Genomic DNA, 26,618 nt, shown 5'->3' with positions numbered 1-26,618 from the left:
ATGAAACAGAAGATAACGTGGTTCTCCGTGCTTGTACTGCTGCCTTTTGCCGTGCTGGTCATTGCGTTTGAAATCGTGCCTCTCACCGGAATGATCCTCGACAGCTTTCAGTCTGATAATGCATACAGCTGGGTTCATTATGTAACAGCTTTGACAAATCCCTATTATTTTAAAGGAATACTTAATAGTTTGCAGATATCCTTGTATTCCAGTCTGATTGGGATTGTAATTGCCCTGGTCGCCTCTTATTCCATTACGCAAATGCCAAAAAAGATTCAAACGATCATGATTACATTCTCTAATATGACTTCTAATTTTTCAGGAATTCCACTTGCCTTTGCTTACATCATTTTACTTGGAAGCAGCGGGGTATTTACCTTGTTATCCAAGGAACTAGGTTGGAATATACTCTCTTCCTTTGATTTATATAGCTGGAGTGGACTCGTAGCGGTGTACGTCTATTTCCAAATACCATTAGCGATACTGATGCTCTACCCGACATATTCCGGCATCCAAAAATCCTGGCGTGAATCCGCCGCTCTCTTGGGAGCCTCTCCATTGCAATTTTGGTGGCATATCGGACTTCCAGTGATTTTTCCAGGACTTGTTGGTACGTTTAGTATCCTCTTTGCTAATGCCATGGGGGCGTATGCAACCGCATTTGCGTTAGTAGGGGGCAGTTATAATATCGTGCCGATACGCATCGGTGCTTTGGTAAGCGGAGATGCTATCAGCCAGCCCCATTTGGGAAGCGCGTTGGCTGTCATCTTGGGCTTGATGATGATTGGAGCGATGTGGTTTAACGAACGAATGATGCGTCGGGTTAGGAGAGATTTGCAATGAGAAAAGGATCAATCCACTATCTTGTCATCTTCGTGGTAGGGATGTATCTTTTCCTGCCTTTGGCCGCAACATTTTTGTACTCGATATCCAATACGTGGGCGAATACGATCTTGCCTTCAGATTTTACGCTCTCATGGTACCAAGAGCTGTTTTCCGATCAGCGCTTTATCCTGGCGATGGGAAGAACCTTGCTGATCTGTATCCTGGCTCTATTCGTCAGCATGATTACCATGGTGATGGCTGTTTTTACGATCACCGTCTATTTTCCAAAATGGGAACGTTTTATCCAGGCGCTAGTGATGCTTCCGTATGCCATTCCAGGTGTGGTAGCTGCTGTGGGACTGATCAAAATGTATTCCAGCAAGCCGATTGTCCTGACGGGAACGGTATGGATCATCGTTGGAGCTTATTATGTGTTGATTCTTCCATACATGTATCAGGGGATTCGAAACAGCTTGAGAACGATTGATGTCAAGAGGCTGATCGAAGCCGCAGAGATATTGGGAGCAAGTAAATGGATAGCTTTCCTTAAAGTGATAGTGCCTAACATTATTCCAGGAATTCTTGTTTCGTCTCTGTTATCTCTTTCGATTTTGTTCGGAGAATTTGTCTTGGCTAACATTCTCGTAGGCGGGCACTTTGAAACGATCCAAATCTATCTAATGAAACGTCTTAAAGAAAATGGGCATTTGTCCAGTGCGGTTGTGATAACGTATTTTGTGATCGTTCTGATCAGTTCGCTGGTGATGTTGAAGCTGGGCTCAAGACTTCAAAATGGAAAGACAAAGGAGAAGGTGTCATGAGTTATGTACAGATTGAAAGGGTTGAAAAAAATTATGCTGGCACCAGCGTGCTTCAGCAGGTCTCCCTTCAGATTGAAAAGGGTGAATTCATCACATTGCTTGGTCCGAGCGGATGCGGAAAGAGTACATTGCTCCGTTGCATTGCCGGATTGGAAACAGCAGACAGCGGAACGATCACAGTCAATGGTACGAACATTACCAACCTATCTCCCCAAAAGCGGAATGTCGGGATGGTATTTCAATCGTATGCATTGTTTCCCAATATGACGGTATTTGATAATATCGCCTTTGGATTGAAAATGCAAAAGATGGACAAGATCCAAACAGAAAGAAAAGTGCGTCAGGTAATTGAGCTGATTCATCTGTCAGAAAAAGAAAAAGCCTATCCCCACGAACTTTCCGGAGGACAGCAACAGCGTGTAGCGCTTGCGAGAGCGATCGTGACAGAACCAGATATATTGTTGCTGGATGAACCGCTCAGCGCACTGGACGCAAAAATCCGCAAAAGCCTGCAAATGGAACTCAGAAACATTCAGAATAATTTACAAATGACGATGATCTTTGTAACGCATGACCAAGAAGAAGCGATGACCATTTCAGATCGGATCTTTGTGATGGACCAGGGTGAGGTTGTACAGAGTGGGGTACCGGAGCATATTTATGCGTCGCCCAAAAACGAATTTGTTGCCCGCTTTATCGGTAGCTATAACGTATTAACTCACGCAGACATTTATCGATTAACGGGGGAGTCGCTTCAAGCAGGAACCTATGCTGTTAGGCCCGAAGTAATCGGATTATTTGACAGCAGTATTCCTTCCAAGATGAAAACATCAGGTTATTGGGTAAACGGATCTGTCATGAGTGTAACCATCAAAGGAAACGTACGTCGTTATGAAATTCAGGCGAATGATTGCTTGATACATGCTGACGAACTGAACGTGCCTCAAACCTCCTCCTTAACAGTAGGCATGCAGGTTCAAGCCTGGATACCGGAAAAAGAGTGCATATTACTTTAACAGAAAGGTGAGTCCCGATGTCGATTCAGGCAGTAGAACGAAAAAAAAACATTCTCGATCAGTTGCAAGCTACCGGAAAGGTGAACGCATCTGCATTGGCTCGATTGTTTAATGTTTCCATGGAGACAATTCGTCGAGACCTTGATCTTCTGGAGAAGGATGGTTTATTAAAACGCGTGCATGGTGGGGCAGTCAAAAGCAATTTTGAACTTGGAGAGCCTCCTTTTGTGCAAAGGCAAAGTCTTATGATCGAGTCCAAACAGCAAGTCGCAAAACGTGCGGTACAATTGATCCAAAATGGAGATACGATCGTACTTGGTGGAGGCACCACGATCGTGGAACTGGCGCATGCGATTCGCGGCCTGACGAACCTCAACATTTTAACGAATTCACTCCCCACAGCTAATGTCTTATTGGATTCGTTGTACCAAGGAGTTTTCCACGGGAATGTCATCCTATTGGGAGGAGCGTTAAACGTGGAACAGCACTCAAGTGCAGGGACCATTTGCGAGAAAACGTTAGAGGTGTTTCATGTAAACAAAGCCTTCATTTCTCCGGGTGGAATCTCTTTGAATGGAATTACAGAGTACGCTCTCGAAGAGTCTGCAATTTCCAGGAAGATGATCGAAGTAGCGAAGGAGGCTGTCATTCTCGTAGATCATTCCAAGCTCGGAATGGAAGCCTTTTGCAAGGTTTCACCAATACATGGGGTTGATGTGATTGTCTGTGATCAGGATATGCCTGTAGCATGGAAAAAGCAAATAGACAGCATTGAATGGATAACAGCAGGAAACGAACAAGAAGGTAATTCCGCGGCATCGTAAAGAGAGGCAGAAAGGTTGGGTGCATTAGAATTGGGTCAGATTAAAGGAATCCTTTTTGACAAGGATGGTACGTTACTGGATTTTCATGCTTTCTTTGTTCCAGTAGCCAGACAACTGGTTACTCAATTGCTTGATGATTTGGGATTATCAGATGATCGCCAGTTGGAACAAGAACTGTTGAAAGTGATTGGATTAAGGGAGACTCAGGTAGATCCAAAGGGAATTCTCGCCAGCGGTACATCCCGTGACATTTATGAAGCCTTTTCTGAATTGCTTCAGGATAAACATGTGAGGGCGGACCGACTGAAACAATTGGAGTCCTGGGTTCCCGAAAAACTATATGAACTGACCAAATCAAGCGCTGCTCAAATACAGCCAACTGCTGATTTGAAAAAACTGTTTGCACAGCTCCAGTCCCTGGGAATGAAGGTAGGGATCGCAACGGCAGATGATTGGGAATCAACTGTTTACGGTTTGAAAAGCCTGGGAATTCATGATTATTTTGAATTCATTGGAACATCGGATCACTATGATAAAAAGCCAGATCCATGCATGCTTCATGCATTCTGTGAAAAACATCAGTTGGATACGACTGAAGTAGCTGTGGTCGGGGATACGGTAGTAGATCTTCTGCTTGCCCGAAATGGGACGGCTGGTCTTGCAGTTGGAGTGCTCTCCGGTGTAAGCGGAACAAGTGAATTGGAAGAATTGGCCGATATCCTGTTGCACTCCGTTGGAGACATCGTTCGAGAAGATGGATGCTTGATATGGGAAAACAGCATCATTCGCTAAATGCGAGTGATGTTGTTTTTTAGGAGCTGTCGCTGGGGAGATGAACGTATGAATGGAAATTGGGTATACATTCTTGTCGCTGGTTTTTTTGAAGTGTTATGGGTAATTGGATTGAAACATTCATCGAACGGGTGGATGTGGCTAGGTACGATTGTAGCGATCTTCCTCAGTTTTGCTTTTTTGATCCGTGCTTCCAAACAATTGCCGCTGGGGACGGTTTATGCAGTCTTTACTGGTATTGGAACAATGGGAACAGTATTGATAGAAATACTTATTTTCGGAGAGCCGTTCAAGTGGATAAAATTGCTTTTGATTCTCATTCTGTTAGCAGGGATCGTCGGCTTAAAGGTAATCACCAAAGACATGGATACAAAAGGAGAAGCCGCATAATGGGATGGGTATATCTACTCTTGGCTGGTGTATGTGAAGTGGTTAGCGTAACAAGTATTCATCATGTAAACGTAGGTGGTGGCTGGAGGGCAAAGATTGTGTTGGTTAGTGGTTTTACGTTAAGTTTTTTACTCCTTTCCCTTGCCATGAAAACCATTCCGATGGGGACCGCGTACGCAATCTGGACTGGAATAGGGACAGCAGGAAGTACAATTGTATGCATGGTAGGATACGGGGAATCAAGAGATTGGCGTCGAATGATCTGCATGAGTATGATTTTATTTGCAGCAGTCGGTTTAAAGATCGTATCCTGACATGTCGGAAGGAGAGAAGTATATGAGAGCAGGTAAGCTGATCGCAGGAAAAACGATCAATCACTGGATTGCCGAGCATCCTCTGTTGGAAGATATCATTTCAACCAAAAAGGTTTTCTGGTCAAATCCAGATAATGGATTACAAAAGGGAGAGCCCTGTTCTTTGGGAGCAGAGGACATAAAGGATGCAGAGGAGAGATTGTTGAGATTCGCGCCGTATCTCGCGAAGGTATTTCCGGAAACAAAAGGGACAAACGGAATCATAGAATCACCCATTATGCCTATTCCCAATATGAAAAGATACATGGCGGAACGTTACAAGCAAGAGATCCCAGGGAGATTATTTTTGAAGTGTGACAGCCATCTCCCCGTCTCAGGATCAATTAAAGCCCGGGGCGGAATTTATGAAGTGCTGAAACACGCTGAAGCCCTGGCATTTGCACATAACATGCTTACGATGGATGATTCCTATGAGATGATCGACTCGGAAAGGTTTAGGCAAATTTTTTCTCAGTATTCCATTGCTGTAGGCTCTACCGGGAACTTGGGGTTAAGCATAGGCATTATGGGTGCCAGAATGGGATTTAACGTGACCGTTCATATGTCAGCCGACGCAAAACAGTGGAAAAAAGACTTGCTTAGAAGCAAAGGCGTAACGGTTATTGAATATATGTCGGACTATAGCAAAGCAGTAGAAGAAGGAAGAAAACAGGCGGAAGAAGATCCAACCTGCTATTTTATTGACGATGAGAATTCAAAACATCTTTTTTTAGGGTACGCCGTCGCAGCCGGAAGATTACACAAACAATTGGATGAGTTAGGGGTCATTGTTGATGAGGACCATCCATTGTTCGTATATCTCCCCTGTGGTGTAGGCGGGGGCCCAGGAGGCATCACGTTTGGATTAAAATTATTGTACAAGGATCATGTATATCCCTTCTTTGCTGAACCTACCCATTCCCCATGCATGTTGCTAGGTTTATTAACTGGATTGCATAACCAGGTCTGTGTGCAGGACTTCTGCATAGATAATCGAACAGAGGCGGATGGGCTTGCAGTAGGCAGACCTTCACGCTTTGTCGGCAAGACCATTGAGTCCTTACTCAGCGGAATATATACTATTGATGACGATTCGTTGCATGTACTATTGCAAGCGCTGACTGATATCGAAAACATAAAGCTTGAACCGTCTGCCTTGGCAGGAATGCTGGGTCCCGTCAATCTGATTGGAACCGAAGCAGGCAAACAATTTCTCGCAACGAATCATCTGGATTCGAAAATGAATCAAAGTACACATATTATTTGGGCTACTGGTGGAAGTATGGTACCGCCAGAAATAATGAAAGAATATTACGAGAAAGGGCTGCTTTTATCAAAGGGCAGCAGGTAAGCTTTTCATTTTGCCTCAGTAATTCTGGTTGTACAGGATAAACTCCGCTTGTGTCATTCAGCTGTCGGGAAATTCTCGACAGCTATTTTAATATATCCCGGGATATTGCAGCATTTTTATAAGACGGCTACGAATGTGTAGACTTTCCTTCCGATAACAGTGATTAAGTCAGTACAATGAAGCTCATAACATTTCCCTAGCGTGCTAGTATAAGATACTTGGTATAAGAAGTAAAGCGCAGGACTCGCAGACCTTGACAACGCCTACCCAGTCGGAACTTTAAAAAGGGGGCCCGGTTGTCGAACACTTCTTCCCTGAGATACGTCCGCCCGTAGGGTGGCTTGGGCTCGACGGTCCCCTTCTTGAAGTGGAGACGGACAGTCAATCCCCCATGCGGGCGTGTTAGAGTCGAAGAGAACTGCGCTTTTTCTTCTCCTCCACTATGTTGACTCACTCGTCCTCAGAATCCAGTTGAATCCCATACTTTCTAATCCGCCGCATAAGTAGCGACTGGGTTATACCGAGGCCCGCTGCTGTTTTGCGAGTCGTTTTGTGTGTACGCAATGCTTGCAGAATAAATTCCATCTCAATTTTCTCCATCCGCTCTGTAAGAGAAAGAGAACCGAGTGAAAGAATCCCTTCCTCCAGCTCACGAATACTCCGCAGTTCTTCCGGCAAATCACTGACTTGGATTTCATCCAGCTTGGACGTAATAACGATCCGCTCTACCAAATTTTCCAGCTCCCGCACATTTCCAGGCCACTCGTATTGATGCAAGACATCCAGCACTTCCGGGGAAAAACGCCGTTTCTGGTTATGCTTGCTATTGAATCGCTGTAAGTTGTGATGGAGTAACGGGAAAATATCGTCCTTTCTCTCCCGTAATGGCGGAACATTGATTGGCAAAATATTAAGACGATAGTACAGATCGTGTCTGAATTTGCCCAATCGCACAAGCTCCTGAAGGTTGGCATTGGTTGCTGTTATGATGCGGATGTCAGCCGTGTATGTTTTCGTGCCGCCGATCGGCATAAATGTTTTGTTTTGCAAAAGCAGCAATAATTTCGATTGCAAGTGGTAGGGAAGTTCACTGATTTCATCCAAGAAAAGCGTCCCTTTGTCCGCCATTTTCACTAATCCGATTTTCCCCGAGTGACTCGCCCCCGTAAAGGCCCCTTTGTGGTAGCCGAACAGCTCTGATTCGATCAAGGTTTCGGGAATAGCGCTACAGTTGACGTGGACAAACGGCCCGCTGCTTCGCTCACTCAACTGATGGATTTGCTCAGCAAGATAGCTTTTTCCTACACCTGTTTCTCCTGTAATAAACACGGTCGTGTCGACAGGGGCTGCTTTTTTCATTAATTCCAGCAGAGCGAGGTAGGAACGGCTGTTTCCTATCAAGGTTTGGGAGGAGCTCTGGCTTGCTTCCCACTTCATGTGCTGAATCTCTTCGCTGTATCGCTTAAGCAAAGCGACCGTCTCTTCCAGCTGTGAACTCGCACGGGCTGCCTCAGTGATATCGCGTGAGTGGGAAACGATCAGCTCTGGTCTCCCCTCCTCATCCGGGATGATGTGTCCAGTTACTAGGAATTTCCCCTTGTTATTGACGAGCTGAATGGTTGTGGTCGGTTTTCCCGTTTCCAAAACCAAGCGGGTGACAGAAGGGCTGAAAATTCCCATTTCTTCGAGGTCGGATACGTTTTGCCCGATGAGTTCGGCTTTCGGTAGACCACACAGGTTTTCACTCGCGTTGTTTAACCATAAAGTAGTTCCCTGTGCATCAGCGATGAATATGCCATCTGCCAGTGTGTTCAGGATGTCAATTAAACGATCAACAGAAGACAGTGCTAGTATCTCCGCAGCTTTTTCCATGTTGAGTAGCTCCCCGGTTTTTCAACTGATTGTACAAGATGATATTGATCGTGTATAGTGAGTCGAATTTAAAATTAGTTGAGTCGAAATCGATTCGAGCGAAAAGTTAGACTTTTCCTGCCTTTTCGATTCAAAAGTGAGTCTATTTCGACTCGTCAATCGGAATGGCTTTTTGCTTGATCGCGTTTTCTTGCCGTTTTGAGGCTTGGCACAAGAGTTGCTATTACATAGTGGGACGTAAGCGATTTATCCAAGAATAAGAGATAAGGAAATGCATGCGATGTTATCAAAACTGGTGACGCACGAACAGGCAGTGGAGCATGTTCAGGATGGCACCCGGCTGATGTATGGCGGATTCGGCACGATTGGCTCCCCGGCACACATGATTGATGCGATCTTGCACAAAGGCGTGCAAAGCTTGACACTCATTGGAATTGATGCGGGGTATCCGGAAATCGGAATCGGAAAGCTGATCAGTCATGGACGGGTGAGGCGGCTAATAACCACACATATTGGCTCCAATCCCGAGGCAGGTCAACAAATGATGGACGGGATGCTGGAAGTGACATTTTGTCCACAAGGAATTTTCGCAGAAAAGATTCGGGCAGGAGGTGTTGGCATTCCGGGAATCGTTGTGGATGCGCATGTGAGAGGAGAGCGAATGGAAGGAGCAGAGCCATTTGCTTTTGCCGGAAGAACTTGTCAGATTGAAGCCGCCCTGACCGCGGAAGTAGGGATCGTCTATGCGAAACAGGCAGATACTTACGGAAATCTTATTTATGACAAGGCGGCAAGAAATCTGAATCCGCTAGTAGCGATGGCCGCAGATATCACGATCGCTGAGGTAGAGGAGATCGTCCCGGCAGGAGAGCTGGACCCGGATATAATCGTGACGCCTGGCATTTTTGTGGATTATATCGTGGTTCGTGGTGGAGGGAACAGCTAATGGGGTTGGAAATGGATCAGCGAAATATGGTTGCGTGGCGCGCGGCCAAAGAGGTCGCTCCCGGAATGGCTGTGAACTTGGGGATCGGGATACCTGAGCTCGTCGCTGATTTTATCCCGAATGAATGGCAAGTCATGTTTCACTCGGTGAATGGAATCTTGGGTGTCGGACCTACGCCGTTAAAGGGAGAAGAGGACCAGCACATTTCCAACGCTGGTGGAGCACCTGTTACCGTTGTCCCGGGGGCATCGTATTTCGACAGTAGCATCGCGTATGGCATGATCCGAAGAAGAAAGCTGGATGCCGCGTTTATCGGGGCTTTGCAGGTGAATCGCCGAGGAGATTTGGCAAACTGGATTGTTCCGGGCTCACGTGTTCATGGCATTGGTGGAGGAGCGGAGCTGGCCTATTACGCCAAGAAAGTGATCGTGCTCATGAGCCATGTGAATCAGGCAGGAGAGCCTAAAATTCGCAGGGAGTGCACATTGCCGCTGACGGCGAAGGGCTGCGTCGATCTTATTATCACGGAGCGGGCGGTAATCGAGATCACGCAAAGAGGCTTGCTTTTGACAGAGGTAATGTACCCGTTCACCTTGGAAAATGTCATCACGAATACGGGAGCACCTTTAATGATTTCAGAAAATTTACAAATGGTAGAGTAATGAAAAATGTAAGCGTGAACAGAAAGAATTGGGGGATGGAACAGATGAAAAAAACATGGAAATCAATCGCAGGGGTCGTATTTTCGTTGTCACTACTCGTAAGCGGATGTAGCCAAGGCGCATCTACTAACAGTGCGGGAGGTCAAGCGGGTGGGGCTACTGCTGGAAATGCATCATCGATGACAAAAGAGGCAGGCGTATTTGTATACGCGGCTTCCGGTGAATATCAGCCATTCAGCTACTTCAAGGATGGTCAATTGACCGGATTTGATGTCGAGATCGGCAATGAGATCGCCAAGCGTTTGGGGCTTGAGCCAAAGCCAGTCACGTCGCCTTTTTCCGGTATTATCGCAGGGGTAAAGGAAGGACGCTACGATGCAGCGATTGCCAGCCATGCGATTACAGAAGAGCGGAAGCAGCAGGTTGATTTCGCAGACCCGTACTACTTGTCCGGTGGTCAGCTGTTCGTTCGCCCGGATGGGACGATTAGCACGCTGGAAGGCTTAAAAGGCAAAGAAGTGGCAGTCGCACTCGGCACTACACACGAAAAGATGGCGAGGGAGTATACGGATAACATCAAAACATATGACAGCGATGTAACGGCTCTGCGTGCCTTGGAGCAAGGAAAACACGATGTCGTGATTACAGATAGCGTCGTTGGGGAAATTGCCATTGCCCAAGGCTTAAAGCTCAAGAAAAATGGGTCGCCACTCTCGGAGGTCAAGCATGGAATCGCAGTGCGCAAAGGAAATACGGAATTGCTGAACAAGATCAACGAAGTGCTCAAGCAAATGATGGAGGATGGAACCTACGTCAAATTGAGCGAAAAGTACTTTAACCGCGACATCAGTAAAGCAGAATAGTGATCTGATATAAAAAGTAAATTCCATTACGAGTGAGGGGTGGCATCTAGTGCCCAGTTTTGCCCATCTGACAGAAGAGTTTTTCCGGACATTGCCGTTTTTTTGGAAGCCGTTGCTGCTGACCTTTCAGCTGACGATCGCTTCTGTTATCGTAGGCTCGATTATCGGATTGTTTGTCGCCTTGTTAAAGGTATCCAAGCTTCCAGTTGCACGTTTCATAGCCAATGCGTACATCATGATCATTCGCGGTACACCGTTGGTCGTGCAAATTTTCGTCTTGTATTTCGGCTTTTACAAAGTCATTGACCTCGGTCAATTTTGGTCGGCAGCGCTCGCTTTGGCGATTCACAGTGGAGCCTATATCGCAGAGATTTTCCGGGGCTCTATTCAGTCAATTGATAAAGGACAAATGGAGGCAGGGCTGTCTTTGGGCATGTCCGCTCGTCAGACCATGCGTCGGATCATTTTGCCGCAAGCGATGAAAAGATCGATTCCACCGCTTGGCAACCAGTTTATTTTGTCTTTGAAGGAATCGTCTCTGGCCGCTTTCATTGCCATGGATGAGTTGTTCTCGCTGGCCCGCCGCTTGTCTGCGGAAACCTTTGATGAAATGACGTACTTTTTGATTGTGGCGCTCTATTACCTGGTTATTGTCATGGCGTTTACGTTTGTGGTCCACATCATGGAGAAGCGTTTGGCAAAAGGAGAGGCGTAAAGCGGAGGGGAAAAACGATGGAAAAGCAAAGAGAAATGATTCGCGTGCAAAATTTGAAGAAAAGCTTTGGAAAAGTGGAAGTTCTCAAGGATGTTACCTTGCAAGTCGGAAAGGGCGAGGTCGTCGTCTTGATCGGTGCCAGTGGATCGGGGAAAAGCACATTGATTCGATGCATTAATTTTCTGGAGATCAAGGACGGCGGAGAGATTTATATCGAAGGAAAAAGCATCGACCCGAAGAAGGATGACTTGACCAAAGTACGGCAAAAAGTAGGCATGGTGTTCCAGCACTTCAATCTGTTCCCGCATAAAACGGTTCTGGAAAACATCATGGAGGCACCGCTGATTGCAAAGAAAGCGGACAAGGAAGCAACGAAGCAGGAAGCGCTCCGACTGCTGCAAAAGGTAGGTCTTTCTGAAAAAGCGGATTCCTACCCATCCAGCCTTTCCGGTGGACAAAAGCAACGCGTGGCCATTGCTCGTTCGCTGGCGATGAAGCCTGAGATCATGCTCTTCGACGAGCCAACCTCAGCGCTTGACCCAGAGCTGGTAGGGGAAGTGCTAGAGACCATGAAGCAGCTCGCACAAGAAGGAATGACGATGATTATTGTGACGCACGAAATGGGGTTTGCCAAGGAAGTGGCCGATTGGGTGGCGTTTATGAATCAAGGCAAGATCATCGAAATGGCTAGACCCCAAGAAATTTTCAACAACCCGAAAGAAGAGCGCACGAGAGAATTTTTGAACCGAGTATTGTAATGGCGTAAAAACGAAAGGGAGCTGGAGTATGAGAGACGTAGTCATTGTCGCGGGTGTGCGCAGTGCTGTGGGTGCATTCGGAAAAAGCCTGCGTGACGTACCAGCAACAGAGCTGGGGCGGCAAGTATTGGAAGGCTTGATGAATAAGGTTGATTTGCCGAAGGAACAAGTCAATGAAGTGATTTTTGGCAATGGGTACGTACATGGGGGAGGACTCAATGCTGCACGTATCAGCTCGCAGCTGGCGGGATTTCCCCGCAATGTCTATGGTCACATCGTGATCAAAGCCTGTGGTTCAGGTTTGAAAGCAATTGGCAACGGTGCGCTAGCGATTGCAGCAGGTCAAGAGGATGTGGTGATTGCGGGCGGAGTGGAGTCCATGAGTAGTGTTCCCTACCTCGTGAAGAACCGCTGGGGCAGCAAATTCGGCCATTTGTCCATGGAGGACGCTCTTTTGTCCGATGGTTTAATCTGCTCGCTGACCGGTGAGCATATGGGCATGACCGCGGAACGGCTGGCTGTCCAGTACGGTATTTCCCGTGAAGAGCAGGATCGTTTTGCCTACGAGAGCCACGTAAGAGCAGCGGCAGCAATCGAGGCGGGCACGTTTGCGAGTGAGATCGTACCGATTGAAATCAAGGATCGCAAAGGCACACGTGTTTTTGCGCAGGATGAGTCCGTACGCCATGATATCAAGCTAGAAGAACTCGCCAAGCTGAAAAGTGTTTTTCAAAAGGAGGGAACGATCACTGCCGGAAATGCGTGTCCGATGAATGACGGCGCAGCCGCTGTATTGATGATGTCCCGTGAAAAGGCAAAGGAAGCGGGTTTGACTCCACTCGTGAAAATAAAGGCTTTTGCCAGCGCAGGAGTCGAACCTGACGTGATGGGGATCGGGCCAGTTCCCGCCACGCAAAAAGTACTGGAGAAAGCGGGCTTGAACCTCGAAGACATTGGGCTCATCGAATTGAATGAGGCATTTGCCTCCCAGGCTTTGTCTGTGATCAAATGCTTGGAGCTGGACTCGAGTAAGGTGAATGTCAATGGAGGCGCGATTGCCTTGGGTCACCCTGTGGGAGCAACTGGAGCCAAACTGACAGTGACGTTGATGAACGAAATGATGCGCAGACGCGAGAAGTATGGCATGGTGACGCTGTGCATGGCAGGTGGCATGGGAATGTCGATGATCTATGAAAATTTGACCATGTAAACTTCACATGTGCAAATGAAAAAGCCCCGAACGTTGAAATATCGGGGCTTTTTGCCATGGGAGCTTATCGCTTATTAGGGGGCCTTTTGTTCGCGTAAGTATTCCCGCAAGGTAGCCGCTACTTCTGTTGGGTTTTCCAGCTGTACAATGACATGCTGATATTTGGCATGACCCTCTACTTCTAGGATCAACAACGAATCTGTCTGGGCAAAAGAAAGGAAGTACCATTCATTTCGATGCTGAAAGCTTCCTTCATAAATGTTCAAAGGTCCAAAAGACGTCCCTGGCATGCGTAACATCCATTTTGGCGGAACAAAAGAACCGACCTCGACATGCTTGATCGATTGATAAGGGAGCGTGATCGTGTTTTTCAAGGCTAAGAGTGTTTGCAAGCCAGTGAGACGCAAGGTAAAATCCGTCTTGCCGAAATGTACACTTCTTCCCATCGTTGCTCACCTCTTTCATCTACCATCGTTCCATTATCTCACAGAAGAATGATGATGACACGGGACAATCAAAAAAGCCGGCGCATCCCCACAAGAGGAAGCAACCGGCTTTTCGTATGCTTTCTTACATTTCTTCTGGAGCAGCCAGACCGAGCAGACGCAGACCTTCCTTCAGCACAGCAACGACTGCTGCTACGAGCTGGAGACGGGATGCTGTCACATCTTCCTCCTCAGCTAGGATGCGTACATTCGCATAAAATTTGTTGAATGTTTGCGCCAGGTCGATCACATACTTGCCGATTTGCGACGGATCGAAGTTATCGGCAGCACGTTCGATTACCTCTGGGAATGCGTTCAAGAGGGTAATCACCGCCCAAGCCTCTTTGCTGTCGAGTGCACCGGAAGCCAGGTTCACCTTCGTTGCTGGCTGGTAGCCACCTCTGCGCAACAGCGAGCATGCACGCGCGTGTGCGTATTGCACGTATGGTCCTGTTTCCCCTTCGAAGGTCAGCATCTCTTCCCATGAGAAGTTGACATCATTCAGGCGGAAGTTTTTCAAGTCATGGAAAATAACTGCGCCTACCCCGACTTGACGAGCCACTTCTTCTTTTGTGGACAGCGTAGGGTTTTTCTCTTCGATGACTTTTTGGACATCAGAAATGGCTTGTGCCAACACTTCTTCCAAGAGAACAACTTTCCCTTTACGCGTGGACATTTTCTTGCCGTCCTTGAGCATCATGCCGAATGGGATGTGGTGCATATTTGCGGACCACGCATAGCCCATTTTTTCCAACACTTTGTAGAGCTGCTGGAAGTGGAGGCGTTGCTCGTTTCCTACGACATAAAGTGCTTTAGCAAAATCGTACGATTCGTGGCGGAAGAGGGCTGCAGCCAAATCGCGCGTTGCGTACAGGGTAGCACCGTCAGATTTTTTGATCAGGCATGGCGGCATGTTGTATTCGTCGAGGTTCACGACCATTGCACCATCGGATTCAGTCAAGAGACCTTTTTCCTCGAGCAAGGTAACAACGCGATCCATTTTGTCGTTGTAGAATGCTTCACCGTGTGTGGAGTCGAAGGCTACGTTCATCAGGTCGTAAATCTTCATGAATTCCTTGAGGGACTCATCACGGAACCATTTCCACAGATGCTGAGCTTCTTCGTCGCCATCCTCGAGCTTTTTGAACCATTCACGCCCTTGATCTTCTAGGGTAGGATCGTTCTCGACTTCTTCGTGGAAACGAACGTAGAGGCTGAGCAGCTCCTTGATCGGTTCTGCTTTTACCTTTGCTTCATCACCCCAGAGGCGGTACGCAACGATCAGTTTACCGAACTGTGTACCCCAGTCACCCAAGTGATTGATGCGAACGGGCTCATAGCCTTGCTTTTCCATGATGTTGGCAATCGCGTTACCGATTACAGTAGAGCGCAGGTGCCCCATGGAAAACGGCTTCGCAATATTCGGGGAGGAGAGGTCGATTGGTACTTTGCGTCCATCACCGACATGGCTGCTTCCGTATGTGCTGCCTTGGGTAAGGATGGTTCCGATAACTTGCTCGGCCACATTTTCTTGATCCAGGAACAGGTTCACGTACGGACCAACTGCGTGCGATTCGCGCAATGGTGCATCGGAGAGCTGTCCAGCCAGCTCTGCTGCGATCATCGGTGGAGCTTTGCGCAATGCTTTTGCCAATTGAAAGCAAGGGAAGGCCACATCGCCCATTGCAGGGTTTGGTGGTGTTTCCAGCATGCCGTATACGGCTTCTTTGGTCAGTGTGTCTACGCCCATCGAGGAGAGCGCAGCGGCAATCTTTTCAGCGACTTGGTGTTTGTAGCTCATTTGATAAATCCCCTTTCGTAAATACGAAAAACACTATCGAGGCCTCCCCAGGAGGAGCGACCGCGTTATAGCGGAATTTTTTCCGCTATATCAGGAAGCCATGTCAGTGCAGTTTTTACTTTCTGATATAGTAAAAAAACCTCTACGTCTCCTGTGAAAAAGAGACGAGAGGTTATACTCCCGCGGTGCCACTCTTGTTGTTTTTCCCTTCCATCGCACAGGAAGGCAAAAACCGCTTGACCTGCTGTAACGGGCAGTCCCGGCATAGCCCTACACGATCCGTTGCCCATAATGGCTGGCGTAGGATGTTCAGGCGGCATCTCCGAGGGGCGCTTCCTCACATGGTTTGGCATCGGGCTCACACCGTCCCCGACTCGCTTTCGTCCTCACACAAGGAGTACTATCCTCTTCAACGATTCGTTTGTTTCTCTAGAATTATAGCTGTTTTGTCCGTCATGATGCAAGGTGTCTCGATCAAGGTTTTTTTAAAATCTTATCTAATTCCGCGAAATATTGCTTGGTCAGCTCTTCCCTTTCTTCCGGGCTGAGGTTATCTGCGTTCATCATTTGCTCTTTGTACTGTTCCAGCTTTTCGAGCATGGCCAGCTCGGCAGCAGCCGCATCGTCCAGATCGTAATTTTCCGATGGATCGAACGGGATCAATCGATTGTCATTTCCACTGCGCAAATAAGCGGAGCGCCAGTTCTCCGGAAACTGGTAAGGCTGTTCGCCAAACATAATCGCTAAAATATCGTCGGATTCAATCGGCAGGAAGTGATCGTAATCGTCTCTTCTGCCTCCCTCGGACAAGTTAATGTGGGACAAAAAATAGTGGAGATAATGTTCTCCCGTTTCGGTATTCTTAACGATGGAATAGGTTTCAAATTCGGATTTGGATAGTTCTTTTATGGTCTCCAAACAGGAGAGGAATTTGTCTTTTTCACGTGCTTGCATGTCATCCATGTCATCTCGTTCCTTTCGCTCTACAATAAGCCTCATGATAGCAAAAGCAATGTGCGCTGACAATGAGAGCAACGCAGCAGAGTGCAGCAGTGGAAGAAGGGAAAAGGATTATAGATAAAATAGTTGGATAATCTTGTCACAAAAATAAGCCAGCTGGATCAAATACATATCAACAGGTAATAAGGAGGTGAACAGTACGTGAATGCAAGTGCCAAAAGTAGCGAAGCGGACTGGACGCTGCAATTGACCAACGAGGAGAAGCTGACGAGACTCATGGGCGAGTACGGAGACAACATCGTGCAGCTCGCCTACTTGATCGTCAAGGATCGGGGAATCGCGGAAGACATTACCCAGGAAGTGTTCTTGAAGGCATATCGGGGTCTGGATCAGTTCCGCCATCAGAGTAGCGTGAAAACGTGGCTTTACCGAATTGCGATCAACGAGTCCCGTAAATATTTGCGTTCGTGGTCCTTTCGCCAGATTTTTTCTACCTACCTCTCCAAAGAGGAAGCACCCCCGGAAGAGGTCGACACCGCAAACGTTGAATCGGCAGTCATCGGACGAATGAGCAAGGTACAAGTAGCGGAGCAGGTGATGAAGCTCTCGCCGCTGTACCGAAAAGTCATGGTACTTCATTACTATGAGGATTTGTCGATAAGAGAGATGGCGCAAGTGCTGGATATTTCAGAAGATGCCGTACGAACCCAATTGTCACGGGCCCGAAAACATTTTAAGGCATTGTGTGAAAAGGAGGGATTGGAATGGACGTAGATAAGCAAATGCGTGAAGCAGTACGGAGCGCAAGTGAGGAATCAGTGGAGGAAGTGAGGTTTACAAAAGAGATGGAATTACGGATCAGAGGTGCAATTGCAAAGAATAAACACAAGAATCGAAACAGAATTTTCGTGGCTGGTTCGCTGGCAGCTTGCTTGGCGGTTACTGCTGTGGGCATGCACCAGCAAGGCTGGTTTCCACAGTTGCCAAGTGGCAAAAATGTAACGAATGCGATTGCAACGACTGCTACGAAAACAAACAATAAAGAGGCAAATCAGAACAGTGTAATGGTGTCGCCGGAAGAGGCCATCTTACCATTGAAAAAAGTGATTCCAGCCTTGAGCAAGATGACAATAAGAGTGGATCGTACAAGCTATGGAATCAGTGATCTAACGTTATTGGAAGGCGATAATGCTCGTGCCAAGGTTGCTTATGATATACAGACAGGACAAATTGAGAGCTTTACAATTGATGGTGATCGAGGAGAACAGAAGGAAGGGAAATTGCCATCAGCCAAGACTGCGGAGAATGCGGCAAACGCATTTCTACAAGCTTTCCTTGGGGAGGGAAGCCAGTCCTATCAGCACGTCGAGACTCAGATCTATACCGACGAGTATATGGTAAAAGGCCCATGGATGAGCGTGAATTATCAACGAATGGAAAACGGCCAGCCCGTTCCGTTCGACGTAATGTCGGTTGGAATTGACGAACGTGAGCAAGTCGCGTTTTTCGGGCGATTGAACAAGAGCGAACAAGCCTTTTTTACCAAGCTGACAGATGCCATGCCCGGTTTGAGCCCATCCCTTCTTCTTTTGGATAAAGAAAAGAACCACGATGGCATGTCATTCATTTTGGGGAAAACGAACAAAGAGGGTCATGAAGTTTCTCTTGTGATCACTGGCAATGGTCAAGCATTGGAACATTATAGGCTTCTGTTTAAGGATGAAAAGGAAGCAAAGAGTCAGAAAAGAGCAGAAGGAGCAAAAGCATTGGAGCAAGAGCGACAGTTCCTGAACAAGCTGCTCGGGGCTGATAGCGAGAACTATCGGTTGTTGGACGCCAACCATCCGGGATTGTACCTGAGATACTATAACGGGATGCCGGTGTTGTCTGATGAAATAAGCATCGAAACAACCGACTCTGGCCACCTCGAATATTTCAATAAGGGGCTCGAATCATTTGAGCCGTCGCAGTACCCGGATGTATCGACTGCTGTGTCAGAAGAGGTAGCCATCAAAGAGCTGAGCGAGCATATGAAGCTTCGGTACGTGCAGAATCCGAGAATACAGCCACAATCAAATCAAGGGGATATGTGGCAGCCCATTCTGGAGTACACACCAGCTGTTTCCTTCATGCAAAGAGGACGTGAAGATGGTCAGGAGTGGTATATCGACGCGACCAATGGCAAGATGGTGTATGGAACGGGAGATAACGGGCTTGCTTTTGATCAGTTGAATACGAAGGAAGCACATCCGATCGAATCTCCAAAGGAATACGTCAAGGTTCGCTCCAAGGAAGAGGCAAAAGCGTTGCTGCAAGCGGAATTCGGCATACAAGTGGATGACTCGACCTATAGAGAGAGTAACCGTGACGGACGCAAGGAATACGTCTGGAATGATAAAAATGACAAGTATATCGGCGTAGAAGTTCTCGCAGAAACAGGCAGTGTCGTCGGGCTGGGATCACCGCGATCCGATACAGCAGTGACAGTCAAACGCGAGCAAGCGGAAGAGGCTGCACTTGCCTTTCTGCCTAAATACGTTGATCCAGGCATAAAAGAAGTGCAATTGGCGCAAGTCATACAGCCAGGCGAAGCGAATCCTGTGTCATCGGGCGAATGGGAATTCAGATATCTCATGAGCAAGGATGGCATTCCAGTACAGGATCGCGGGCAAAAAGCGGCTTATTCAGTAACAGTCGATCCGTCTTCTGGCAAAGTGACAAAGTTCGAAAACTACAGAGAGACGCACGAGTTGGTGGAGCTTCCAGCATCCGACGAGATCGTCTCGAAAGACAAGGCTGTTGAGGCGTATTTACGCGTCATGCCTTTAAAGCTGGTCTATTTGAGGAGAGATGTGGATGGGCAAAAATTAGCTCAACCAAAGCTGGCGTATGTGCCGTGGAGTGACGAAAAGCTGGCGTTCAAATACATTACGCTGGATGCCGTGACAGGCAAGATCATCACCAAATAACAAGAAAAAAAGGCTATCCCGCAGCCATTCCTGATGGCCTTTGGGATAGCCTTTTTTACACTTATTTAACACTCGTCACAGGAACACCCGATAATAACCAACAGGATAAACAGCACGAGCACGATTGCGAAGCAGTCACCGAAGAATCCGTTACCGCAGAAAGATGTACTCATCTTTGTTTCCCCTCCTTTCCGTTATACTCCAGTCTATACACGAATGCCGATATTGGACTGGGCGGATGCCCAGCTTAGGCAAAAATGGGCGCGTAAGAGGAGAGGCCCCGTAAAAAATAGACAATTCACAATTGACGGGGAGACAAAGGGGGTGTTAAGATACTTGCAAACATTCAAGACATTTCGCAAACCAACTAAATGACAAGTGTACGACTCTTATCCAGAGAGGCAGAGGGACTGGCCTGATGAAGCCTCGGCAACCGGTAAAAATCCGGTGCCAATTCCAGCAAAGCTACGTGCTTTGAAAGATAAGAGGATGTCTCAGGCGTTTTCTTATCTGCTGACAAATCCTCTTCTTTCAAAGAAGAGGATTTTTTTATTTTATTTACCCAATTATGGAGAATAAGCCGATGCAAGGGAGAAAAGGGGCACGTCAATGAAACCAACTTTTCGCGAACAGCTTTCCCGGAAAATTCTGATTCTGGACGGTGCAATGGGCACCATGCTTCAACAGGCGAACCTGACCGCTGATGATTTCGGCGGTGAAGCCTATGATGGCTGTAATGAACTCCTGAACCTGACCAGACCAGATGTGATCCGTTCCATTCACGAGAAATATTTAGAGGCGGGTGCAGACATCGTCGAGACCAATACGTTTGGTGCTGCTTCCATTGTTTTGGCTGAGTACGATGTGGCAGAGAAAGACCTTGAGATCAATATAGCGGCAGCACGCTTGGCCAGAGAAGCGGTGGATGCCTATTCCACGGAGGAATGGCCGCGTTTTGTAGCAGGTGCAATGGGACCTACGACCAAAACCCTTTCGTTGACAGGCGGTGTCACTTTCGAAGAGCTGGTCGAGGCGTATTATCGTCAGGCAAAAGGTCTGATTCTCGGTGGCTCCGATGTGCTTCTTTTGGAAACTTCGCAAGATACGTTGAACGTCAAGGCTGGCGGAATCGGGATTCGCAAAGCTTTTGAAGAGCTTGGACAGGAGATCCCGGTGATGCTGTCAGGTACGATTGAGCCGATGGGCACGACGCTGGCGGGTCAAAACATCGAGGCGTTTTACATCTCCTTGGAGCATATAAAGCCTGTCTCAATCGGTCTGAACTGTGCGACAGGACCCGAGTTCATGCGCGATCATCTGCGGACACTATCAGGAATTGCCCAATGTGCGGTCAGCTGTTATCCGAATGCAGGCTTGCCAGACGAGAACGGTCATTACCATGAAACGCCACAGGGACTTGCTTCGAAAATGCGAGCATTCGCTGAACAGGGCTGGATAAACGTCGCTGGCGGCTGCTGTGGAACAACGCCTGACCATATTCAAGCGATGGCAGAGACCTTGAAAGACTGCAAGCCACGGAGTACAGCTGTAGAACCGCTGAGCGCGGTCTCCGGGATCGAGGTCGTTTACGTCGAAGATGACAATCGCCCCTTGCTAGTAGGAGAGAGAACCAATGTCATCGGTTCCAAAAAATTCCGTGAAATGATTGCAGCCGGTCACTATGAAGAAGCATCTGATATTGCCCGGGCCCAAGTGAAACGGGGAGCACACGTCATCGATATATGCTTGGCTGACCCCGACCGTGATGAATATGAAGATATGGAAAAATTCCTACAGTTCATCGTGAAAAAAGTAAAAGCGCCCCTCATGATCGACTCGACAGATGCCAAGGTCATGGAGCTGGGACTTCGCTATTCGCAAGGAAAGGCGATTCTCAACTCGATCAACTTGGAAGACGGGTTGGAGCGATTCGAGGAAGTCGTCCCACTTATTCACAAGTTCGGTGCCTCCGTTGTCGTTGGAACGATTGAGGAGGCGGGTATGGCGATCACTCGCGAAAAGAAGCTGGAGGTCGCGCAACGATCGTACGACATTCTTGTCAACCAGTACGGAATAAAGCCACAGGATATTATTTTCGATCCACTCGTCTTTCCAGTAGGGACAGGGGATGAACAATACATCGGCTCTGCAAAGGAAACCGTAGAAGGCATTCGTTTGATCAAACAAGCAATGCCTGCTTGCAAGACGATCCTGGGTGTCAGTAACGTTTCCTTCGGCTTGCCTCCTGCTGGGCGGGAAGTGCTGAATGCGGTCTTCTTATACCACACCACTCTCGCAGGGCTTGATTACGCCATCGTCAACACGGAGAAGCTGGAGCGCTACGCTTCGATTCCAGAAAACGAGAGAAAGCTGGCAGAAGCCCTTCTATTCGAGACAAATGATGAGACATTGGCGGCTTTCACAGAATTTTATCGCCAAAAGAAAAAGGAAGTCCGTGTGGAAGTCTCCTCGTTAACACTCGAAGAACGCTTGGCCCGTTATGTAGTCGAAGGCTCCAAGGATGGTCTGACGGAAGACCTGAAGCTAGCTCTGGAAAAATACACACCACTCGAGATCATCAACGGTCCGTTGATGGCTGGGATGGAAGAGGTCGGTCGTCTATTCAACGGCAACCAGCTGATCGTGGCAGAAGTATTGCAGAGCGCGGAAGTCATGAAGGCATCTGTATCATTTTTAGAGCCGTTCATGGAAAAAAGCGATGCCGCTGCCAAGGGGAAAATCTTGTTGGCGACAGTCAAGGGCGATGTACACGACATCGGAAAAAACCTCGTGGAAATTATTTTGTCAAACAACGGCTACAATGTCGTGAACTTGGGGATCAAGGTACCGCCAGAGCAACTAATTGCCGCATGCAGAGAAGAAAAGCCGGATGCCATCGGTCTGTCTGGACTCTTGGTAAAATCCGCGCAGCAAATGGTCATTACTGCACAAGACCTGCGTGATGCAGGCATTGATATCCCGATGATGGTTGGCGGTGCGGCGTTAACGCGCAAGTTCACATCGAATCGGATCGCACCGGAATACCGTGGAATTGTTTTATACGCAAAAGACGCCATGGATGGTCTGGACCTCGTGAATCGTCTGCAAAATCCGGAAGAACGTGATCGCTTGGTAGAGGAACAGCAGCATCTGCTGGAAGCTGTCGCAACGGCTCAGCCTGTTGTCGAGGAGAAAAAAGCACCTTTGCCAGCTCGTTCAGCCATTAGCAGAACCGTTCCAATCCATCTGCCGCCCGATTGTGAACGACATGTTCTGCGACAATACCCGCTGAGCCATCTGCAACCGTATTTGAACCTGCGGATGCTCCTCGGAAAACACCTCGGTGTACGCGGAAATGTAGATAGATTGATAGAGGAAGGCGACGAGAAGGTACTGGAACTGTACGGCATTGTGGAAGAGCTATTAAATGAAGCGAAGCAAAAAGGAACCATTACGACACACGGTGTGTATCAGTTCTTCCCGGCTCAGTCAGATGGCAACGATATTTTGGTTTATGATCCAAAAGACCACAGCAAGCTGCTGGAGCGCTTTTCGTTCCCGCGTCAGCTGGAAGAACCTCATCTCTGCCTGTCCGACTTCTTGCGACCAGTCGAGAGCAAGGAAATGGATTATGTCGGATTCCTGACCGTAACGGCTGGAGGCGGGATTCGCGAAAAATCAACAGAGCTCAAAGAGCGTGGTGACTACTTGCGCTCTCATGTCCTCCAATCCTTGGCATTGGAGCTGGCAGAGGCATTTGCTGAGCGAATTCACCATGTCATGCGCGACGTGTGGGGCATACCGGACCCGGTTGAGATGACGATGTTAGAACGTTTCGGAGCCAGATACCAAGGCATTCGAGTTTCCTTCGGTTACCCTGCTTGCCCGAACCTGGAAGATCAGGCGCAGTTATTCCGTCTATTGCGTCCAGAGGATATCGGCGTTCAGCTGACAGAGGGCTTCATGATGGAGCCAGAGGCTTCCGTATCGGCGATGGTATTTGCTCACCCAGAAGCGCGTTATTTCAACGCAGGTCCATCTATTTTTGAAGTTTAAAAATAAATGAAAATGGGAGAGAAGGGATTGAGTTGACGACGAGAAAGAAAGATTTACGAGCCTACTTGAAAGACCATCTCCTAGTAGGAGATGGTGCAATGGCGACCCAGCTGCACGGGCTGGGCGTCCCGGTTGGCGTCAGCTTTGAGGAGCTGTGTTTGTCCAACCCTCGTTTGGTGCATGAAGTTCATACGTCTTATTACCAGGCCGGTGCGCGTTTCCTAGAGACAAATACGTATTCTGCCAACCGAGATGCATTGAGCCGTTACGGTCTGGAGCATAAGGTAGCCAGGATTAACCGGCTCGCAGTCGCCATTGCACGGGAAGCCGCACAGGACGACGCTTATGTGGCTGGAAGCATCGGATCGATTTTGGCAGGACGGGTGAAGAAAAAGGTTTTGGATGAATACCGTGACCAGTATGAGGAACAGGCCATTGCCCTGTTACATGCGGGGGTAGACGGACTGATTCTGGAGACGTTCTTGGACTTGGAGGAGCTGCTTCTGGCGATCGAGGTAATCCGCCCGCTCACAGATGTCCCTGTAATCGCGCAGTTAGCCACTTTGGAAGTAGGGCGCACACGTGATGGTTACGCTTTGACAGATGCCTTTTCCGAGCTGAAAGCAGCGGGCGCTGACGTGGTCGGACTAAACTGTCGACTTGGTCCCGCTGAACTCTTGCGCTCGTTTGAAAATACAGTGATTCCAGAAGATGCACTCTTATCCGTATTCCCGAATGCGGGGCGTCTGGGGATGACTGACGGAGAATACGCTTTTAAATCATCACCTGAATACTTTGGACAAAGTGCGCTTCGCTTGCGTGAGCAGGGAGTTCGGTTGATTGGTGGATGCTGCGGAACCACACCTGCACATGTGAAGGCGATTGCGGATGCACTTGAATCTCTTGAACCGCAAGCGCGTGTGAACCCGACCATCGTTGCTGGAGATCGTCCTACGATTTCTGTGCAGAACACGAGGGAGAGGGAGAAACCAAGCATTGTCGAGCGTGTAAAAACAGCAACGACAATCATTGTCGAGTTTGATCCGCCACGTGATCTGGATGCAGACCAATTTCTCCACGGATGCTGTGAGCTGCACAAAGCAGGAGCAGACGCGATTACTTTGGCGGATAACTCGTTGGCGACAGTGCGCATGAGCAACATGGCTCTCGGGGCCCTCATGAAGAGCAGACATGGAATCGATCCGCTCTTGCACCTTGCTTGCCGGGATCGCAATCTGATTGGACAGCAATCGCACTTAATGGGCCTCAACGCTTTGGGGATTGACCAAATATTGGTGATTACTGGCGATCCATCACGCTTTGGTGACTTGCCAGGGGCCAGCTCGGTATTTGATGTGACCTCGTTTGATCTGATTCGCATGGTGAAGCAGTTGAACGAAGGCGTTTCGTTCTCAGGACGTCCGTTAAAGCAAAAAGCCCAGTTTATCGTAGGCGCTGCCTTTAATCCGAATGTCCGAAATATGGATGCTGCCGTTGCCCGCTTGGAAAAGAAGGTCGAGGCAGGCGCGGATTACATTATGACGCAGCCTGTGTACGATGCGGAGTCGATTCGGAATGTATACGAGGCGACGAAGCACATCGGCATTCCTGTCTTTATCGGGATCATGCCGCTGACCAGCTCGCGCAATGCGGAGTTCCTGCATAATGAAGTGCCGGGAATCAAGCTATCGACAGAAGCTCTAGAACGGATGAAAAAGGTACAGGGAGAAGCCGCCAGACAGGAAGGAATCGCAATCGCGAAGGAATTGGTCGATACGGCCGTTCGTTACTTCAATGGCATCTATTTGATTACACCTTTTAATTATTACGAGATGGCGGCAGAGCTCATTCAATATACCCGCCAACAAAGCTCTTTGGTGAGGATGGCTCAAACGTAACGGTTTGCGCCAGTTAAATAGGGAAGGCCTATGTGTATAGACAGGCTATAGCCTTGCGTCTAATACACATGGGCCTTCATTTCGTCTAGCATAAACGCTGTTTTGAGAGCTTCTCGATTGCAAAACTGTTGAATCTCAGCAAGGTGCATCTGGTCATACTGCTTTTTTCGTAAAAAACGTTCAACGATATGCGGGAAAGCGAGATCGACAAAGAGTAAATGCAGTTGCCTAATCGAGAGGGGATTTTCTCGGAGATAGCCACGCAATAAATGAGAGAACAATTCCTCGTTCCACTGGTCATTTTTTCGCATAGCAAGGGAGAGAACACGCGCAATGTCTTTGGACGGAAAATCGTAGCGAACGTCCTCCCAGTCAATGATCGCAATTCTTTGATTACTGACGAGCAAATTCCCATTGTTAAAATCTCCATGACAGAGGAAGTGCTTGGTCAATGGCTCCCTTTTCCATGTCGAGAAGTATGGAGAGGATAGTAAATGTTCCTTGGCTGTCACCCCTGCTTGTTTAAAAAAAGGGAGGTATTCCGCGATAGTAGCGTATTTTCGATCATTTTTCCCGGTGTGTTGAAGCTCCCACTTCTCAAGGACAGCTAAATCTGTTTTGTACTCTGCGGACCATTTCTCTGCTCCATTGTAAAGTTTGCCGTACTTGGAGGAAAAACCGAGCGATCTCGCATGAATTTTGCCTAATACCGTGCCGATGCGTTCCATTCGAAGAGGGGAAGTATACGCAATATTTGGCCAGGAGAGCCTTTGGTGGAGAACGAAAAGATTTTCTTTATGCGTGATGTAGCGCTTATTATTTTTGGTGCGTTGAATGTCGGGGATGTGTACCCCATTTTTACGCAAATGCGCTTCTGCATTCAGGATGAAATGTAAACGTTCCTTTTCGATTGGGAAAGCTTTTCCGATGAATTTGCCATTGGTTGTTTCCAAGTAAATGACGAGTGACTTGGGTGTATCTCGAATGGTTTTGTGTTGCAAAACAGTCATGTCGTATTTGTTCTGGATTTTTTTGATGAGGTCGTCCACTG

At 47.9% G+C, this 26,618-nt stretch carries 25 protein-coding genes and 1 riboswitch; of the genes, 18 read left to right on the top strand and 7 right to left on the bottom strand.

Going from position 1 to position 26,618, the window contains the following annotated elements; all coding sequences use genetic code 11:
• Genes HP570_RS14215 through HP570_RS14180 form a run of 8 tightly spaced genes read left to right on the top strand, consistent with a single transcriptional unit; the run spans position 1 to position 6,372 of the window.
• Positions 1–843, top strand: a complete 843-nt coding sequence (locus HP570_RS14215; RefSeq protein WP_173626113.1) for an ABC transporter permease — start codon at positions 1–3, stop codon at positions 841–843.
• On the top strand, positions 840–1,646 hold the full coding sequence (locus HP570_RS14210; protein WP_048032409.1) for an ABC transporter permease: 807 nt from the start codon (positions 840–842) through the stop codon (positions 1,644–1,646). Before HP570_RS14215 ends, HP570_RS14210 begins: the two co-directional genes overlap by 4 nt.
• Entirely contained in the window at positions 1,643–2,662 is a 1,020-nt protein-coding gene (locus HP570_RS14205) for an ABC transporter ATP-binding protein (RefSeq protein ID WP_173626112.1), read from the top strand. The genes HP570_RS14210 and HP570_RS14205 overlap by 4 nt, the downstream gene beginning before the upstream one ends.
• 17 nt (positions 2,663–2,679) lie before the next feature.
• Positions 2,680–3,486 (top strand): DeoR/GlpR family DNA-binding transcription regulator, encoded by an 807-nt coding sequence (locus HP570_RS14200; RefSeq protein WP_173626111.1) that lies wholly within the window; start codon positions 2,680–2,682, stop codon positions 3,484–3,486.
• Positions 3,487–3,501: 15 nt separating this feature from the next.
• Complete coding sequence (locus HP570_RS14195) at positions 3,502–4,278, top strand: HAD family hydrolase (RefSeq protein WP_016739790.1); 777 nt, start codon at positions 3,502–3,504, stop codon at positions 4,276–4,278.
• Between the two features lie 48 nt (positions 4,279–4,326).
• Positions 4,327–4,668, top strand: coding sequence for a DMT family transporter (locus HP570_RS14190; RefSeq protein WP_048032413.1), 342 nt, complete (start codon positions 4,327–4,329; stop codon positions 4,666–4,668).
• On the top strand, positions 4,668–4,982 hold the full coding sequence (locus tag HP570_RS14185) for a DMT family transporter (RefSeq protein WP_016739792.1): 315 nt from the start codon (positions 4,668–4,670) through the stop codon (positions 4,980–4,982). The genes HP570_RS14190 and HP570_RS14185 overlap by 1 nt, the downstream gene beginning before the upstream one ends.
• Positions 4,983–5,004: 22 nt before the next feature.
• Positions 5,005–6,372 carry a D-serine ammonia-lyase gene (locus HP570_RS14180; RefSeq protein ID WP_173626110.1) on the top strand — a complete coding sequence of 456 codons (1,368 nt, stop codon included), beginning with the start codon at positions 5,005–5,007 and terminating at the stop codon, positions 6,370–6,372.
• Between the two features lie 450 nt (positions 6,373–6,822).
• Here HP570_RS14180 and HP570_RS14175 read toward each other — a convergent pair whose 3' ends face one another.
• Positions 6,823–8,244, bottom strand: a complete 1,422-nt coding sequence (locus HP570_RS14175; RefSeq protein ID WP_173604339.1) for a sigma-54 interaction domain-containing protein — start codon at positions 8,242–8,244, stop codon at positions 6,823–6,825.
• Between the two features lie 280 nt (positions 8,245–8,524).
• Between HP570_RS14175 and HP570_RS14170 the strand changes: the two genes are divergently transcribed.
• From HP570_RS14170 to HP570_RS14145, 6 genes are read left to right on the top strand one after another with little or no spacing between them, the layout of a single operon-like run.
• On the top strand, positions 8,525–9,190 hold the full coding sequence (locus tag HP570_RS14170) for a CoA transferase subunit A (RefSeq protein ID WP_173626109.1): 666 nt from the start codon (positions 8,525–8,527) through the stop codon (positions 9,188–9,190).
• Positions 9,190–9,852 (top strand): 3-oxoacid CoA-transferase subunit B, encoded by a 663-nt coding sequence (locus HP570_RS14165; RefSeq protein ID WP_173626108.1) that lies wholly within the window; start codon positions 9,190–9,192, stop codon positions 9,850–9,852. Before HP570_RS14170 ends, HP570_RS14165 begins: the two co-directional genes overlap by 1 nt.
• Before the next feature lie 44 nt (positions 9,853–9,896).
• Positions 9,897–10,715: an ABC transporter substrate-binding protein gene (locus HP570_RS14160; protein WP_173626107.1), complete on the top strand. Its 819-nt coding sequence runs from the start codon at positions 9,897–9,899 to the stop codon at positions 10,713–10,715.
• 49 nt (positions 10,716–10,764) lie between these two features.
• A complete protein-coding gene (locus HP570_RS14155; protein ID WP_012685897.1) occupies positions 10,765–11,430 on the top strand; it encodes an amino acid ABC transporter permease in 666 nt (221 codons plus the stop codon).
• A 17-nt stretch (positions 11,431–11,447) separates the two neighbouring features.
• A complete protein-coding gene (locus HP570_RS14150; RefSeq protein WP_305852630.1) occupies positions 11,448–12,188 on the top strand; it encodes an amino acid ABC transporter ATP-binding protein in 741 nt (246 codons plus the stop codon).
• Between the two features lie 28 nt (positions 12,189–12,216).
• Positions 12,217–13,398, top strand: coding sequence for a thiolase family protein (locus tag HP570_RS14145; protein ID WP_173626106.1), 1,182 nt, complete (start codon positions 12,217–12,219; stop codon positions 13,396–13,398).
• A 74-nt stretch (positions 13,399–13,472) separates the two neighbouring features.
• Here the strand turns inward: HP570_RS14145 and HP570_RS14140 are convergent, their stop codons facing one another.
• From HP570_RS14140 to HP570_RS14125, 4 genes are all read right to left on the bottom strand, one after another.
• Complete coding sequence (locus tag HP570_RS14140; RefSeq protein WP_173626105.1) at positions 13,473–13,844, bottom strand: hypothetical protein; 372 nt, start codon at positions 13,842–13,844, stop codon at positions 13,473–13,475.
• 124 nt (positions 13,845–13,968) lie between these two features.
• Positions 13,969–15,684, bottom strand: coding sequence for an arginine--tRNA ligase (gene argS / locus HP570_RS14135; protein ID WP_173626104.1), 1,716 nt, complete (start codon positions 15,682–15,684; stop codon positions 13,969–13,971).
• A 65-nt stretch (positions 15,685–15,749) separates the two neighbouring features.
• Entirely contained in the window at positions 15,750–16,004 is a 255-nt protein-coding gene (locus HP570_RS14130; protein WP_173626103.1) for a hypothetical protein, read from the bottom strand.
• A gap of 154 nt (positions 16,005–16,158) precedes the next feature.
• Entirely contained in the window at positions 16,159–16,647 is a 489-nt protein-coding gene (locus tag HP570_RS14125) for a hypothetical protein (RefSeq protein WP_173626102.1), read from the bottom strand.
• A 198-nt stretch (positions 16,648–16,845) separates the two neighbouring features.
• On the opposite strand from HP570_RS14125, the gene HP570_RS14120 reads away from it, so the two are divergent.
• Both HP570_RS14120 and HP570_RS14115 read left to right on the top strand, forming a co-directional pair.
• A complete protein-coding gene (locus tag HP570_RS14120; protein ID WP_173626101.1) occupies positions 16,846–17,418 on the top strand; it encodes a sigma-70 family RNA polymerase sigma factor in 573 nt (190 codons plus the stop codon).
• Positions 17,409–19,613, top strand: a complete 2,205-nt coding sequence (locus HP570_RS14115; RefSeq protein ID WP_173626100.1) for a YcdB/YcdC domain-containing protein — start codon at positions 17,409–17,411, stop codon at positions 19,611–19,613. Before HP570_RS14120 ends, HP570_RS14115 begins: the two co-directional genes overlap by 10 nt.
• A gap of 65 nt (positions 19,614–19,678) precedes the next feature.
• Here HP570_RS14115 and HP570_RS14110 read toward each other — a convergent pair whose 3' ends face one another.
• Positions 19,679–19,786, bottom strand: a complete 108-nt coding sequence (locus HP570_RS14110) for a YjcZ family sporulation protein (protein WP_012685906.1) — start codon at positions 19,784–19,786, stop codon at positions 19,679–19,681.
• Between the two features lie 213 nt (positions 19,787–19,999).
• A riboswitch (SAM riboswitch) is annotated at positions 20,000–20,101 on the top strand.
• Positions 20,102–20,222: 121 nt separating this feature from the next.
• Here HP570_RS14110 and metH point away from each other — a divergent pair.
• Positions 20,223–23,669, top strand: coding sequence for a methionine synthase (gene metH / locus HP570_RS14105; protein ID WP_173626099.1), 3,447 nt, complete (start codon positions 20,223–20,225; stop codon positions 23,667–23,669).
• A 32-nt stretch (positions 23,670–23,701) separates the two neighbouring features.
• Entirely contained in the window at positions 23,702–25,567 is a 1,866-nt protein-coding gene (locus HP570_RS14100; protein ID WP_012685908.1) for a bifunctional homocysteine S-methyltransferase/methylenetetrahydrofolate reductase, read from the top strand.
• Positions 25,568–25,626: 59 nt separating this feature from the next.
• Here the strand turns inward: HP570_RS14100 and HP570_RS14095 are convergent, their stop codons facing one another.
• On the bottom strand, positions 25,627–26,616 hold the full coding sequence (locus HP570_RS14095) for a phosphotransferase (protein WP_173626098.1): 990 nt from the start codon (positions 26,614–26,616) through the stop codon (positions 25,627–25,629).
• Between the last annotated feature and the right edge of the window lie 2 nt (positions 26,617–26,618).

The sequence above is a fragment of the Brevibacillus sp. RS1.1 genome (assembly GCF_013284365.1).
Lineage (GTDB): Bacteria > Bacillota > Bacilli > Brevibacillales > Brevibacillaceae > Brevibacillus > Brevibacillus brevis_D.
This window is presented reverse-complemented; position numbering and strand designations above follow the sequence as displayed.